The sequence below is a fragment of the Pseudoalteromonas sp. SG43-6 genome, assembly GCF_014164365.1.
In the GTDB taxonomy this organism is placed as follows: domain Bacteria; phylum Pseudomonadota; class Gammaproteobacteria; order Enterobacterales; family Alteromonadaceae; genus Pseudoalteromonas; species Pseudoalteromonas rhizosphaerae.
Genome location: NZ_JACJEZ010000077.1, coordinates 1 through 13,848, shown reverse-complemented (window position 1 = coordinate 13,848; position 13,848 = coordinate 1). Strand labels below are relative to the sequence as shown.

The 13,848-nt window shown below is 33.8% G+C and carries 12 protein-coding genes and 1 pseudogene; 6 read left to right on the top strand and 7 right to left on the bottom strand.

The window, feature by feature from the left end; all coding sequences use genetic code 11:
- Positions 1–216 precede the first annotated feature (216 nt).
- The 5 genes from H5201_RS21050 to H5201_RS21030 form a co-directional block, all read right to left on the bottom strand.
- On the bottom strand, positions 217–1,308 hold the full coding sequence (locus tag H5201_RS21050) for a hypothetical protein (RefSeq protein ID WP_182785325.1): 1,092 nt from the start codon (positions 1,306–1,308) through the stop codon (positions 217–219).
- Positions 1,308–1,955, bottom strand: a complete 648-nt coding sequence (locus H5201_RS21045; RefSeq protein ID WP_182785324.1) for a hypothetical protein — start codon at positions 1,953–1,955, stop codon at positions 1,308–1,310. Before H5201_RS21045 ends, H5201_RS21050 begins: the two co-directional genes overlap by 1 nt.
- Positions 1,948–4,452 carry a hypothetical protein gene (locus tag H5201_RS21040; RefSeq protein WP_182785323.1) on the bottom strand — a complete coding sequence of 835 codons (2,505 nt, stop codon included), beginning with the start codon at positions 4,450–4,452 and terminating at the stop codon, positions 1,948–1,950. The genes H5201_RS21045 and H5201_RS21040 overlap by 8 nt, the downstream gene beginning before the upstream one ends.
- A gap of 17 nt (positions 4,453–4,469) precedes the next feature.
- Positions 4,470–4,949 carry a CS1 type fimbrial major subunit gene (locus tag H5201_RS21035; RefSeq protein ID WP_182785322.1) on the bottom strand — a complete coding sequence of 160 codons (480 nt, stop codon included), beginning with the start codon at positions 4,947–4,949 and terminating at the stop codon, positions 4,470–4,472.
- Between the two features lie 1,162 nt (positions 4,950–6,111).
- On the bottom strand, positions 6,112–7,011 hold the full coding sequence (locus H5201_RS21030) for a LysR family transcriptional regulator (RefSeq protein WP_182785321.1): 900 nt from the start codon (positions 7,009–7,011) through the stop codon (positions 6,112–6,114).
- 151 nt (positions 7,012–7,162) lie between these two features.
- On the opposite strand from H5201_RS21030, the gene H5201_RS21025 reads away from it, so the two are divergent.
- The 6 genes and pseudogenes from H5201_RS21025 (at position 7,163) to H5201_RS21000 (ending at position 12,627) form a co-directional block, all read left to right on the top strand.
- Positions 7,163–8,140, top strand: coding sequence for a zinc-dependent alcohol dehydrogenase family protein (locus H5201_RS21025; RefSeq protein ID WP_182785320.1), 978 nt, complete (start codon positions 7,163–7,165; stop codon positions 8,138–8,140).
- Between the two features lie 349 nt (positions 8,141–8,489).
- Positions 8,490–8,677: pseudogene (locus tag H5201_RS23315) on the top strand (IS3 family transposase); the annotation flags it as partial.
- A gap of 221 nt (positions 8,678–8,898) precedes the next feature.
- Positions 8,899–9,606, top strand: a complete 708-nt coding sequence (locus tag H5201_RS21015; RefSeq protein WP_182785318.1) for an EAL domain-containing protein — start codon at positions 8,899–8,901, stop codon at positions 9,604–9,606.
- A gap of 54 nt (positions 9,607–9,660) precedes the next feature.
- Positions 9,661–10,611 carry a helix-turn-helix transcriptional regulator gene (locus H5201_RS21010; protein WP_182785317.1) on the top strand — a complete coding sequence of 317 codons (951 nt, stop codon included), beginning with the start codon at positions 9,661–9,663 and terminating at the stop codon, positions 10,609–10,611.
- Between the two features lie 484 nt (positions 10,612–11,095).
- On the top strand, positions 11,096–12,229 hold the full coding sequence (locus H5201_RS21005) for an FAD-dependent monooxygenase (RefSeq protein WP_182758619.1): 1,134 nt from the start codon (positions 11,096–11,098) through the stop codon (positions 12,227–12,229).
- Positions 12,230–12,402: 173 nt separating this feature from the next.
- A complete protein-coding gene (locus H5201_RS21000) occupies positions 12,403–12,627 on the top strand; it encodes a DUF3955 domain-containing protein (protein WP_182785316.1) in 225 nt (74 codons plus the stop codon).
- Between the two features lie 3 nt (positions 12,628–12,630).
- Here the strand turns inward: H5201_RS21000 and H5201_RS20995 are convergent, their stop codons facing one another.
- Both H5201_RS20995 and H5201_RS20990 read right to left on the bottom strand, forming a co-directional pair.
- Entirely contained in the window at positions 12,631–12,996 is a 366-nt protein-coding gene (locus tag H5201_RS20995) for a hypothetical protein (protein WP_182785315.1), read from the bottom strand.
- Between the two features lie 214 nt (positions 12,997–13,210).
- A partial coding sequence (locus H5201_RS20990; protein ID WP_182785314.1) for a DUF3658 domain-containing protein occupies positions 13,211–13,848 on the bottom strand: 638 nt, incomplete at its 5' end.

The window sequence follows — 13,848 nt, the reverse complement described above, 5'->3', positions numbered from 1 at the left end:
AAACAGTCAATTCAGCTGAGTATGGGCATTTACCGCCGAGCAAAATAGTGCCCAAGTTGCTTGATAAAGGGGTATGGATAGCATCCGAGAGTTCGTTTTATCGGGTTATGAAACGTCACCACCTACGGAGTTTTTCAAGTTAGTTGTCGCATAAAATTTAATTTGATGCGACAACTAACTTGAAAAACTCCGCAATACAGATTACTTTTAACACTATTAGGTTCCCTTATCTATATTTATATAGAAACTGCTAGTATATTCTCCAGATAGTTTTTCTTGGGTATTAAACACGTCTGTTTTAATTCTCAAATCAAATCTTTTACACCCCCCACCTCCTGGTGAGTCAGAAGTCGCTAAACCTTCAAAATCTATATTTTTTATAATGGCTTGACAAAATCGAGTATTATTAGAAGAACAGCTGCCAGCTCCAATAAGTCCTAAGGTTTGGGACTCCACGGTGTATTCTATGACCCTTTTTGACTGCTCTGTAGAGCCTTCGATATTGGTCAACTGAAACTTTGCGAGGTCCCTTCTTTGTCCGTAGAGACTAATATAGGGAGCATCTGTTACTATAAACATATCTAGACTAGAATAGTCATCGGTTTCTAGACAAAAGTCTAAACTTCCTATTCCATATTCCTCATTTACACTTACTTTATTAAAAATTATCGGCAGTGTATTTCCCTGTATTGGATGCAAAGTTGTTACATTTACAGGTTGCTCACTGGAGCTCCTGTTAACCATGATATTTATATTAAATGAGGCAGTAAATATAAGATAAGAAGAGTGCCAATCTGTTGCGCTTATACCTACACTAGAAGATGAGTAGATACCGTCAGGAACATCTGAAAAGCTAGCCCTATCTAAGTATAAAGAAATAATTCTACCACCATTTGAATGTGATGCGACACCAGCATAACACCCTCGGTTTCTCACTCCATTACTAATATCACACAATAGTTTAACGTTATAGAAAGTCCCTGTTTCTTGATTAATTATCGGGATATTCATAACATGTGATTTAGAACTTGCAGACCAAGCTGGCGATCTAGAGTCGTAATTACTAATAACAAGTAAGGCATTGCTGTTTCGGAATAAGTCTTGACCGCAATCACTCATGCTGTCCTCGCTCCGACATACTATGGATTCACTTGGCCTCCAACTAGAAATATATTGATGGCCTGCTGAATCAGGATCTAAGTGAACATTATTAAATGTATGAGATAAATGCACTCCTCTTTCAAAGCTGGCAGCTGCATAACCTATCATAGAAAAATAAATGACAAACAAACACACTATTGTTTTCATTAAATTATCTTCCCTGCGTCGTTCTTTATCTCGAAGTCTGAAATAGAACACAATTTATTTATTGCAAACTTACTACCGGGGTAAAGCCTAAATTCTTGCTTACTTTTATTGTCAATATCAGCCTTACACTTGTTCTTAATATGCACTCTGACATTCCCTGAGTTTTCAATGAAGTCTACTTTCCCATCACTATAAGTTTTGTAATTATAATTTAGTTCAAGGGGCAGCACTCTAACTAAAACGCCGTATGATAACTTTACTGTAACGCCTACGGAAAATTCTGATGTAGGTATAAACCTAACCCTGTATAGTTTTTCAGCTATAACATTTTCATTTCTAGAATATAGTAGCCTTACACTTTTACTTTCACCTGCGCTTAATATTATTTTCCTAGGGAAAATACTAAATGATAAGATTTCACTATTATCAACTGACACTTCACGTTGTTCTGGGGTTCCAGGGTTCACTATTTCATATACTAAGGCACGAACATATTCAGTGTATTTTGAGGAATTAGTTACCTTGATACTTTTAGTAACTAGGTCATTTTCATTTCCGTATATTTCCATTGGGGATACGGATATCGCAAAACTATTTAAAGGGGATAATAAATAGAAAAATGTAAAAAAAAATATTGTTCTAATCACAAGTCAACTCTCCAAGGCTGTAATATATATTGTTGTAATTATTGTGGTTATTAAAAGTGCAACGTAACGGTAGGTCGTCATTGTTAATATCAATAAATCCTTTGGTAAGAAATTCATCTGACAAACAAGTAGCCTCATAATTTTCATCACCTACATTTGATACCGTACAACCTTCTATATTTATTTTTTGGTAACCTTTAATTTTAAATCCAATCACTATAGTTTTTTCGTATGAAAATTGTATTGTTTTAATGTCACCTTTAAAAACATCCACACTATCATCTTTAACCTTAACAGTAAAAATCCCATTATCTGATAGATAATCATCTTCAACCATTATCTTGTAGTTCCCCGGTTTTATTTGATAAAAACTAGTTTCTGATGAGCTTATTTTTACATTACTTCTTGCAGAACCTTTAATATTTAATCGGAAATCACTTCCTTCTGGTATATTTCTCATGTCAAATATAAGTCCTGCGTCAGAACGTAGTGTGTTTACACTTTTCAGGCTATAGCTTTTATCATTAATTGCTGCCACATATTCATGACTTATCCCTATATTATTAATAACCCCATAATTAGTATTTAATCTAAATGCACCGTATGGTGAGTTATAACCCGCGTATAAGCTTGATGAAAATTCACCTTGATTATATTTTGAAACCCTAAAATTCATGTTATAGTCCTTATCATTTTTAGCAAAAGATAAGACGTTACTACTACCCTGTTTGTTAGTTTTATTACTATTATGTATCGAAGATGAGTAGGAGTAAGAATTTGATTTATATCCATAGCTAAAGTTTATTCCAGCATTAAAACTAGTCATTTTACTATTATATATTGAATCATAATTTTTCGACTCGTAATTAGCGTTAAAGCTAATTACGAATCGATTAAAATTAAAGCTTTTACTTAAAGAGAATCGATTGCTATCATAGTTAACCCCCAAGCTTTCTGACTTGTAATCTGTATATGTATAAGTTGCATTAAGTGCTCCAGGAAGTGAATAAGTAAGGCTTCCGGATAAATTGGTTCCACACTTACGATTTAGAAAAATAGACTCTTTTTTACAATCATTTAATTCAACTTTATAAGCAGAAGCATATACATATAAGTCATCCAAAATTTTGAATCTAAACTGCGATCCAAGAGCAAAATCTCCTTTACTACTTATGACTGATTGAATATCAATTCCATTCATAGAATAAACAAGTTCACTTGCAGCCCCTTTATTTGGAATATAGAATGAGTTAAGATGAAAATTACCTAAAGAGCTAACATATAAGCCGTTAAAACCAAGTGAGTCATAATAATTATCTCTATAATAATTACGGCCAACCATAACTTTAGCAAAGAAAGTATTTACTTTGTTCTTACTAATGCTTTTTTTAAAATATTCTTTTATCTCTGTTTCTTTTTCGCCGTTAGAGTATTCTTTTTCTATGACTAACCTGCTGTATCCCGCACTTAACAATCTATCATCGACTTCATTAAAACCTGGTGAAAGTTGTATACTTAATATCTTTCTTCCATTTGAAGATATGGTGGCTAAAGAATAATCCTTAGAGTAAACGAGTAAATTACCTTCGGACTTTCTTGCATTATAATCATAATCAAATAAGCTAAAGTTATATAATTCCAAGCCAAAAAAAGTATTACGTTTTATAAAATAGGTTCTACCTATTCCATTGGCAGGATTGTTGTACCCATTATCATTAATATATGAAAAGGCTAACTGCAGTTTATTATTAAGTATAGGTTTAAGGAGATATGACAAGTTATCAAATTTAAAAGGGTCATTCTTTCTTTTATTGTCTACATCATACTCAGCTATTAACAGTCCATATTTTGTTTTATAACTATCCTGACCTCTTAAAGATATATCTTCTTCTCCTCCAGATTGATAATTTAACTTTGCATAATGCCAATGTGATATCCCTGTATTTACTCCATACGAATACACTTCATCCTTTGAGTATTTTTTTGAGCGTATATAAATAAATTTATCATCATAGCTAACAGCGATTGATATATTGGTATATCTAATTGGTTTATCAATCTCAATTCCACTGCTAGCTGCTTTTAGTATGAAATCATTATATTCAACTTCATTATTTTTGAATATTTGTTCTAATTTTTCTGATCTTAGTTTTTCTTTAAATATTATTTTATTATTATTTTTTTTTACATACACAACGGATGATTTCGTGTTATTTATGTACATTTGATACGGTTCAAATTCAATTTCATCCACACTGAACCAGTCTGGTGGGTTCACATCAAAACTTTTATAATCGTCTGTATTTTTTCTTTCATCTCTTTCTTTATCAAGATCTAAACTTTCATTATTAGTTAGGCCATCATCAATAACAAAACTCGGAAAATGATGGTGAATGTAGCCTCTTACATCGTTATATTCGGTATTAGATTGTCGATATAAACATTCTTTTATAAAATAGTATGTTTCATGCTCAACATTGCTACAATCACCAATCATTGTGAACCTTTACAAATTTATGGAGCGATAGAAAAATCGAATGTAAAAGAGCCTCTATACTGACCCGAAGCTAGCGCAGTAGTTGACGCACTTTCTATTGATAAAGTAATATCTTTAGCGCTAGTAATTGCACCTTCAGTAGTATTGTACAAAGCATCTTTATCAATTGTTACAGGTGTGTTTTGTGCTAATGCGGTATCCGCTATTTTAAAAGTCATTGGAATAGATGTTCCATTCACAGAATCTGTCAAGCTAGGGAAGCTTTGTAATGTAATTAGAACATCCTTATAGTTATTCGATACCATATTTAAGTTGATGTTTTTTGTTTGAAGCCCATTTCCTGCGCTATTAACAGCCATTGCGATAGGAGCATCCCACGATCCTGAGGTATCAATTACTGTCAAGCTACTATCAACTGATGCCGTAACAGTTACAACTTGAGTTGCCGCACTTACAGTAAAGCAAGAAGCCAAAGCTGCCACAAGTCCAATTTTCATACACTTTCTATACATATATAAATCCAATTTCAATTAAGTGAAAAAAACATCTTACACCTGTCAACCACTCAGCCGAATAGCATCCATACATGCATTTAAAAACAATATGCTATTACCATTTAAAATTCATGGTGAAGTATTAGGCAGCCGTTAACTTGGCCAGTTCGCGACAACTAAGTGGACCGGTTTTGGTAAGATTCAGGGTAAGCGTCTGAGCAAATGCGTCTAGCCTTGATTAACATTCCAAGGTAGTGTCAACAACAACCAAAAAGTGATCCACTCCACCATTTAAATTATGGTTCACTATTCAAATGGTTGGACTGCAGGATAGCATTCTAAATTAAATATGTTTTAAAAGTGCTAATCGATTAAGAGGAGAAAATATATAAAATAAATTTTAATATACCATTTTATAGGCTGTATGCAGTTGCTATCACAAGAAGAGCTTGATTTTATAATTTATACATTCACAGAAAATCCTGATGACTCATTTCCCTTGAAAAATAACTCTGAAGGGAAGGCCAATATCGAAACTGATGCGAATTATGAAAATATTAAGCTATGCTTCAAAACGGTTGTCAAGCATAGTGACTCTAAATTATTTTTATTTTGATTGTTACTCTAAGGTAAAGCTATGAGTGTTTATTAATGAGCTTGATAACCTTGCTTGTATCTAAGCTTCTTTAAACCGTTTAGCCTTAAATCTTCGTAAGTATCAATGTAGCTGACTTTCTGTATTCCAACGCGTTCAAATTGCATATGCAAATAGGCAGCAATTATTATGCATTGTTCTACTCAATACTTGCCCTATGAGTTAGATTTACAATGCTCTCCTACGGTCAATAACTTTCTACGACAAATACAAAATGTATTTGAAGCACTAGAATGAAGGGTTTGCCGTTGTTAAGTTTTGCAAAATAGTCAATTTAGGGCTGCTGTTCATCTCAGGAGGTTGCACCTGTTGAGTCTATCCTTATGAGCTTTTACCTGTAGCCAATAGAAAAATGGTATTAATAGCAAAGAAGTTGAAGCAATATCATCAGTAATTAAACCGAGTGATTGAGCTCACTGATTAAAACCAAGCTTCACAAAAGTGCCAATTGCGCTCATAGTGATAAGCTGTAGTAACACCAACACCTCCGCTGTACACGTAGAAGTAGAACTAGACATCAATACTTGCAATATTTTCTACTAAGAAATCTAAGAAAACCCGTGCCTTTGGTGAAATCATATCTCGCTTTAAATAAATTGCGTAGGTAGCGCTTAGCTCTTCGTAAGGGCTAAAGGTATAGTTCTGCATAACATGCTTCAGAGAGCCATCAGCTAATTCATTTTTAATTGCCCATAACGGCATTAAGGTAAGCCCTGTATGATTCATCACTAGCTGCTTTTGGCCATTTACTGAATTCACTGAAATAGCATTGTTAATGACTAGTTTTGTTCTTGTTTCTGCCATTAAAAACCAATCTTTCCAGCGAGCATAGCTGTATCTAATACATTGATGTTCGGCTAAATCTTTAGGGCATTGAGGTGTGCCCCTGTTAGCTAAATATTGGGGGCTAGCACATAATAAAAAATTGTTGAATGCCAGTCGTTTAGCAATCATTGTCGAATCAGATAAGCGTCCGCTTCGAATGGCAACATCGATATTTTCTTCGACAAGATCGACAACTCGTTCTGTTAACTCAAGCCTTATATCAATATCTGGATATAACAACATAAACTTCGGGATAAGTGGTAGTACAACACTTTCGCCAAAACCCACGGTCATACTTATTTTGAGATTACCTTTTGGCTTTTCTTGCAAATCATTTACCGCTCTTTTGGCTTCATCAAACTCCGATACAATACGCTGAGAAAATTCATAGTACTTACGCCCAGCTTCTGTTAACCCAGTATTCCTGGTGGTTTTATTTAAAAGGCGTACACCTAGTTCTTGTTCAAGAACGGCTAATTGTCTTGAGATAGAAGAAGGCTGTACATCAAATATTCTACTGGCTTGTGAGATACTCCCTGTTTCAACGACACAATTAAAATACAATAACCGATTTAGTGAACTCATAACTGTTTCTACCTATATAAAGTTTCTTGTTATTCTAATACCGCATTGCTTAAAAGACAAAAGTAACTTGTTAATTGGGTAATGGCTTGTTCTGTTGACAACAAATAGAATGGTCGTACTTAAACGAACATACAAATGAAGAGCACATAATATGAAAGCAATGATCATTAATGAAATCGGCACAACTGAAGTTTTTCAGCTAGTGGAAAAAGCAAAGCCCGTGGCTAAAAAAGGACATATGGTAGTGGAAGTTAAAGCAACAAGTGTAAACCCAATTGATACCATGCTACGCTCTGTTGAATTACCTTGGTCAGCTAATTTGCCAGAAGTACTACACGGTGATGTAGCGGGTATTGTTAGCGAAGTAGGAGAAGGTGTCACTGGTTTTATCATTGGTGACGAAGTTTATGGTATGGCTGGTGGTGTTAATGGTGTAGATGGTGCTTTAGCTGAATTTATGTTGGTTGATGCACGTTTAATGGCTAAAAAACCTAAAACACTAACCATGAAACAAGCAGCAGCACTTCCGTTAGTATCAATAACTTCTTATGAAGCACTGGTTCATAAAATGAATGTTAAAGCAGGTGATAATGTTCTTATTCATGGTGCTACTGGTGGTGTTGGCCATATCGCTGTTCAATTAGCAAAAGTGCTAGGCGCTAATGTTACTTCTACTTATTCGCCTGCTAACGGAGCACTTGCAAAAACCGTTGGTGCGGATAATTTAGTTGATTATACAACAGAAAAAGTAGCCAATTATGTGGCTAAATATACCAACGGTGTTGGATTTGACAAAATATTTGATACTGTTTCTGGTAAAAACATTCAAAAGTCATTTGAAGCGGCTAAGTTTAATGGTCATGTATCAACAATTTTACCGATTGAAGATCCACTACAAATCGCTTTGAAAAGCCTGTCATTCCATAGTGTACTCATGCTTATTCCACTTGTTCATGGCATCAACCATGAATCACACGGTCAAATTTTGACTGAAATTGCTGAACTGGTTGATGCTGGCAAGATAACCCCAATTATTGATGAAAGTGACTACTCAATTTGGGAGGTTTCTAAAGCACACGACCACCTTGAGTCTGGAAAAGCTGTTGGTAAAATAACACTTACAGCATAAATATCGATTTAACTTCCCAATAAAAGTGTTAATGCGTTATTAGCGATTTTGTAATTATTATTCTATCGCTATCTACTTCTCGAAGAATCAGAAATAAAGCGGTACAAATTCTTGCGAGCGCATCAAGGAAAATTGAGGGTGTCATGTATTGCTTCGATACTTAAGGTGTCGCGAAGCTGGTTCTATTAATAACTTAAATTCGGTGAATTGGTCAGTCAGAGAGCATTGTAACAACAGCTGCGAGATGAGAAAATACAACGATTTTGTTGATTCAAAGCTGCGTTATGGTATGCCAAAAGGGAATTATTGGAACATAGATTATATACTTAGTCTTATTGACAGTGATATCAATACACGCGCAGAGAGTTTCTTCCACTTATTGAAAGTCAAGGCAATTCATGGTCAGTCAATTATGGATAAGAAAACAATGCGGCAAGCTGTATTTGAATACATTGAAGTTCATTGCAACAAAACAAGGAAACGTAGTACGAGTGGCTATTTAACCCAGAAGCATTTAAATTGAAGAATATTGCTTAGTATTGTGGTCAGTTTTAGCGTTGGTTATCAATATGTTCATTAGACAGCTCCTGACACAGGAGTGCTGCGACGATCATGATAATCTATTGAAGAGAGGTAAGGCTTAGCATTTCTTTTTTTTATTATTTTTAAATGCTAATTTCATATGTTAGAAACCCTGTATTATTGAATTATTGAATTGTTTTTAGGGCAGCATCACAATCTTATATCAATGTTCTTTAATGCAAGAGTTACATCTATCACTTAATAGTAAATTACATACTTCAAACCTTAATTATAAGGTGCAAAAAATTGTTGATATAAATAATAAAGTGGTGGCTGGAGAGCTGTTAGTTGATTTTTCAAGGGCAGAATCGAATCTTGAACTTCAAACCTATTTAAATGCAATAAATCTTGGAATTATTACTCAATTTAGTCTTGATTTTGCTTTTAATAACATTACAAATGCAACAAATTTAAATAAATTTAGTACTTTATTTTTTAACCTAGAAAGAAATAATTTATGTGATGTGAGAATTTTATCGCAAATATTAGAGTTAAACTTAGTTTGTTCTTTAAATGGGCTTGAGTTAGTCGTTGAAATTACTGAAAGAGATAAATGTGGAAAGTGCTGTAATGTTATTAAAGGGTTAACATTTCTGAAGGGGCGGGGTATTAAACTAGCTCTAGATGATTATGACTATGTATTTGGTGATTTCAGGTATAATGAGCTTAAGTTAGGTTATTACGACTATGTAAAAGTAGACATGTCAAAAAATAAACTAGAATTAGATCTACTTAGAAATTTCGCATTTGAAAATAATAAGTACTTCAAGAAAGGTATTATAGTCGAACGAATTGAGACGTTAGATGAACTCTATAAAAATTTACCTCATCAATATATTTATGGGTATCAGGGCTTCTTTTTTTGTAAAGGTATTTCTATTTAATGTAGTAGTTAATTATCGTTAAAGTTAACTTTTAAAAACTTTATTGGAGGGAATTTGTTAGGTAAATATATAAAACGCTATCGAATAGAAAACAACTTAACTCAGTTTGATTTTATTGTAAAAATACAGAGTTTAGATGTTGAAGCCTCATTTGAGTTACTAGATGAAATTACACTTTCTAGATGGGAGAATGAGAGAACAAGGCCTTCGTTAAAAAAACAAGTATTACTAATGGTATATATGGGCTTTAAACACGATTTAAATACCTTTATTACTCCCGACAAAGTTAAATTAGAGTCTCTTTTATCAAAAAGATATAAAGATAATTTTTTGGGTAGTGATAACCCTTATTTAAATGTTTCTTCTCATAATAAAGTTACTGTCCGATCTAGTAAGAAAATACCGAGTAGTCGTTTAAAACACTACAGTGCTTATTATTCTGATATTCATGGCGTACCATGCGATAGTGAACATCTACAAATGTTAAATGAAAATCTAAGTAATATAAATTTTCATGAAATCTATTCACCCGAAAACTATATCATTGGGCACTTAATCTCTTTTCAAATAACTGATGATTTCTCATTGTCTGTCATAAATGAAAAATTAGGTTTCAAACTCTCTTTTGCTGATGATGATTTAAAGGGTTCTATTTACATAACTTCAATGCATGCTAGTTGCAAGGATATATTTCATTATCAAAATAAACTTGTTTATGATCTAATATTGGAGTCGAATAAATTTCCTAAATATATTTTTGCTAAATGCTTTTATCCAGAGTTAGCTAATTTTTATGAGGCTATCGGTGGAGATGTCTGTCATAAAGGGCCTGTAAGTACTCATGGAATGAAATACTTAAAATGTCATTACAGGTGGTTAATGTACCGCATTAATGTTATTGATTTAATTAGTTCAAAATTATTCTATTTTAACGAAAAATTTATTAATGAAACATTCATTAACAAACCATTTGTTGATCCAATAATTAAAAAGGAAGAGATTTAAAAAACACCTGCAAACGAACAGTAATCAAACTAGTAAGAACTCCTCTAGCTTTAAAATGATGAAGATACTCCATACCAAGGTATATGAAGTAGCTATTCTAAAGGTCGGGGTATAAGTGAGAACTCTTTCTCCCCTGCAAAGCTCGTAAGCGCGTTACTAAGATATCCGATTTGTATTTTTATATTAGTCGTAATAGCGATGTTTTGGTTAGAGATTAATGATTTTTAGTTAGTGCCTAGCGGAAGCTGGAATATTCACGCTGGTTAGACGCTGTTTTTTGGAATGTCAACTTGCTTGCTAGCGCTAACGAATTGACGTAAGAACAATATCAGGCGGCATGTTTTTTATAACAAGTGACATTCACTAAGCTTTTTCTTGCAAAGTTAATAGTTTTAGCTGCGAGTAGCTTATGAAGCATATTACTCTGGCTCAGAGGCTACTTAGTTAAAGTAGGAAAGTCTATCAATCTGGAAATAAATAAACGATGAAAATTCTTATTGTAGGTGCTGGGATCTCGGGCTTATCTATGGCTCGATTGTTAGAAGAAAAGCGCATTGACTACAAGATTATAGAAAAAAAAGGCTCTCTTAATACGACTGGAGCAGGTATTGCTTTACCGTTCAATGCACTAAGAGCACTAAAAGAAATAGGCGTCTATGATCAAGTAATGAAAAATTCGCATAAGGTAAAGGAAATAAATTATACCAAATCAAATGGAGAATTACTCAGTCGCGCCAACTTAACAGGCTATCCTTTTAGTAATGACTCATTTGTAGCCTTAAAAAGGAATAAATTGATACATATATTAGCTGAGGGGATAGAAAATAAAATTCACTATTCCACAGAAATCACTTCTGCTAATAATCATAAAAATGGGGTTGTAGTCGAGTGTTCTAATACGGAAATTGCTGGAAAATATGATTTAATGATAGCTGCAGATGGCGTTAATTCACCGTCAAGAGATCAACAGTTTAGAGGTACTAAAACTTTATACAATCATAAAATAACGGGGTGGCGTTTCATTGTTAAGGCGTCTAATCATCAACTAGAACCGACCTACATGCTTGGCAACTCTGATTTATTTATGGCTTACCCATTAAGTAAAGATGAGTTATATTGTTACGCACATATCCATCAAGATAATAGTTTCTATACATTAAGTGGCGATACACAAAAGGATATTAAGCGTATATTCTCATCTTATGCGGAACCCGCTAGAAGTATTTTAAAATCAATTAATGAATTAAATATTATTACAGGTGAATTAAAATCGGTCACTGAAGCTCGTTTCTATAAAAATCGTATTGTTTTTATTGGAGATGCTGCCAACGCTTGTTCTCCACTTTTACAACAAGGCGCTGCAGCTGCTTTTGAGGATGCATTATCGTTATCAAAAGCTTTAAGTCATAATAAGATAGATTTGGAGCAATATAAAAAAGCGCGCCAAGCACGAATTGAATGGATTATTCAATATTCTGACAAGCCTTTAGCAAACATAAAAAAAATGGATAACTTCATCATACGTTTTATTAGAAATATGATAATACGACATATAGGGCCTTTGAATGTTTACGGTTGGATAAAATTGGCAACAAACCCCCATTTAACTAAAAAATAGCAATAAGTTAAGTCCTGCAAATTTTATTGACCACTACATTACTTGTTTACTTAGAGCCAGGCGGTGGTCAGAATCTAAGAAACTATCCTATTTGTGTCATTAAACGATAACTATATTGCAATAATTAAAGAAGGCATGCTTATGACCTCAATTTATCAGCTAAAGGAGCTTTTATGAAATCTAAATTATTTATCGGTGGTTCAATTCTGCTAGCTTTTGCTGTGTTTTCTGGACTGATGGAAACCATGTTTTATGGCAGCATTGATTCTGAAGGCGTACTTCAAGAAAGTCTGTTTTTACCTCTGACTTTTATCTGTTTAGCTTTATCAGTAACTTTCTATGCTTCGTCACTCATTATACAGGTAAAAGGGAGGCTAACCCATAATCAAAGCCATTAACGCTTATTCTACGATAGCATCATCAACTAAGATCAACCCTTCATCTACATCAAGCATCAGCTTGTGAGCACTTGAGTTGTTTTTTCTCTCTTGGTCAGCCTGTGTTGGATACCGACGTATAGTGACATCAACAGCCTTTTGTCCATCATAATCTATTGCAGTAAGTGTACTATACTTACCTAAAAACTGTTGCCCATATTGGTTGATGTTATTAGTAAGGTAATCTAGCTCGAAAGCACCTAGGTAGAGTGCGCTACTAGGTAGATCGTGGCAATCTAGACTGGAGTTTTTATCCGAATCAGGATTACTATTGGTTAAAGTATAAGGCGCAACAAACTTAAAAATGTTTTTATTATTTGAAATATTCAACGCAGTGATATTGGTATAGTCAAGCCATGCTGCATAATATTCATTGTTTGACAGGACGCCTTTTACGTAAGGCTTTGTATCTTTACTAGTGTCTATCTCGGTAAACTCTGTTAATTGGACTTGATTCTTATGATCGGTAAAAGTGATATAAAATGATTGAGTTGAGTTGTAAAGTCTTCATGGTATTCTCTTAGAGTTTAGTAGGTTACTATAATCAATTCTTGATTCGAATTTTTAACTGACGCGACTTATCTAAATTCCCTTGATACTCAAGACGAGTATCTTGTATTAAATAGTAGACTCGAGCAATGATGAAAGTGTCTGTAATAAGTTGCTCGCTCAACCCCAGAACATGACCAACTACTGCCAGCATTAATACAAAGTTTCCTTGGCCTTGTTCTTGGCATTGCCTCAATATTTGTTTATCAAAATAATCTTCACCAACAGACTTAACTTCGTTGCTTTCAAAAATACGCAATAAGCTGTCAGGTCGCTTCGATAGCTTAACTAGTTTTTGCCATAACTGTGCATATTGAATGCAATTTATGGGATTGATATTTTTTTCTTGATTATGCAGGAAGTCTAACATTTCAAGAGAACAGGCACCTACTCCATGTAGCATATGAGTGGAGAGGTCATAGTCGTTAATACTGATATGATAGAGTTTATGCTCATCAATTATATGGCAACACAAGTAAAGTAACGACTGTTCAGGCGCATTATCTCCATGCCAAATAACCACTTTGTGGTAAGGAGTAAAGTCAAAGTGACATAATTTACTAATGTCTTTAGTAATATCTACCAACCATTTATCTTCAATATTTGCGTCAGCAGCTTCTTCTAGATGTGCTA

Bases quoted from the DNA above. Each gene is read 5' to 3' on its own strand.
- H5201_RS21050 (WP_182785325.1), bottom strand. From the start codon at position 1,308: ATGAAAACAATAGTGTGTTTGTTTGTCATTTATTTTTCTATGATAGGT.
- H5201_RS21040 (WP_182785323.1), bottom strand. From the start codon at position 4,452: ATGATTGGTGATTGTAGCAATGTTGAGCATGAAACATACTATTTTATA.
- H5201_RS21035 (WP_182785322.1), bottom strand. From the start codon at position 4,949: ATGAAAATTGGACTTGTGGCAGCTTTGGCTTCTTGCTTTACTGTAAGT.
- H5201_RS21030 (WP_182785321.1), bottom strand. From the start codon at position 7,011: ATGAGTTCACTAAATCGGTTATTGTATTTTAATTGTGTCGTTGAAACA.
- H5201_RS21025 (WP_182785320.1), top strand. From the start codon at position 7,163: ATGAAAGCAATGATCATTAATGAAATCGGCACAACTGAAGTTTTTCAG.
- H5201_RS21015 (WP_182785318.1), top strand. From the start codon at position 8,899: ATGCAAGAGTTACATCTATCACTTAATAGTAAATTACATACTTCAAAC.
- H5201_RS21005 (WP_182758619.1), top strand. From the start codon at position 11,096: ATGAAAATTCTTATTGTAGGTGCTGGGATCTCGGGCTTATCTATGGCT.
- H5201_RS21000 (WP_182785316.1), top strand. From the start codon at position 12,403: ATGAAATCTAAATTATTTATCGGTGGTTCAATTCTGCTAGCTTTTGCT.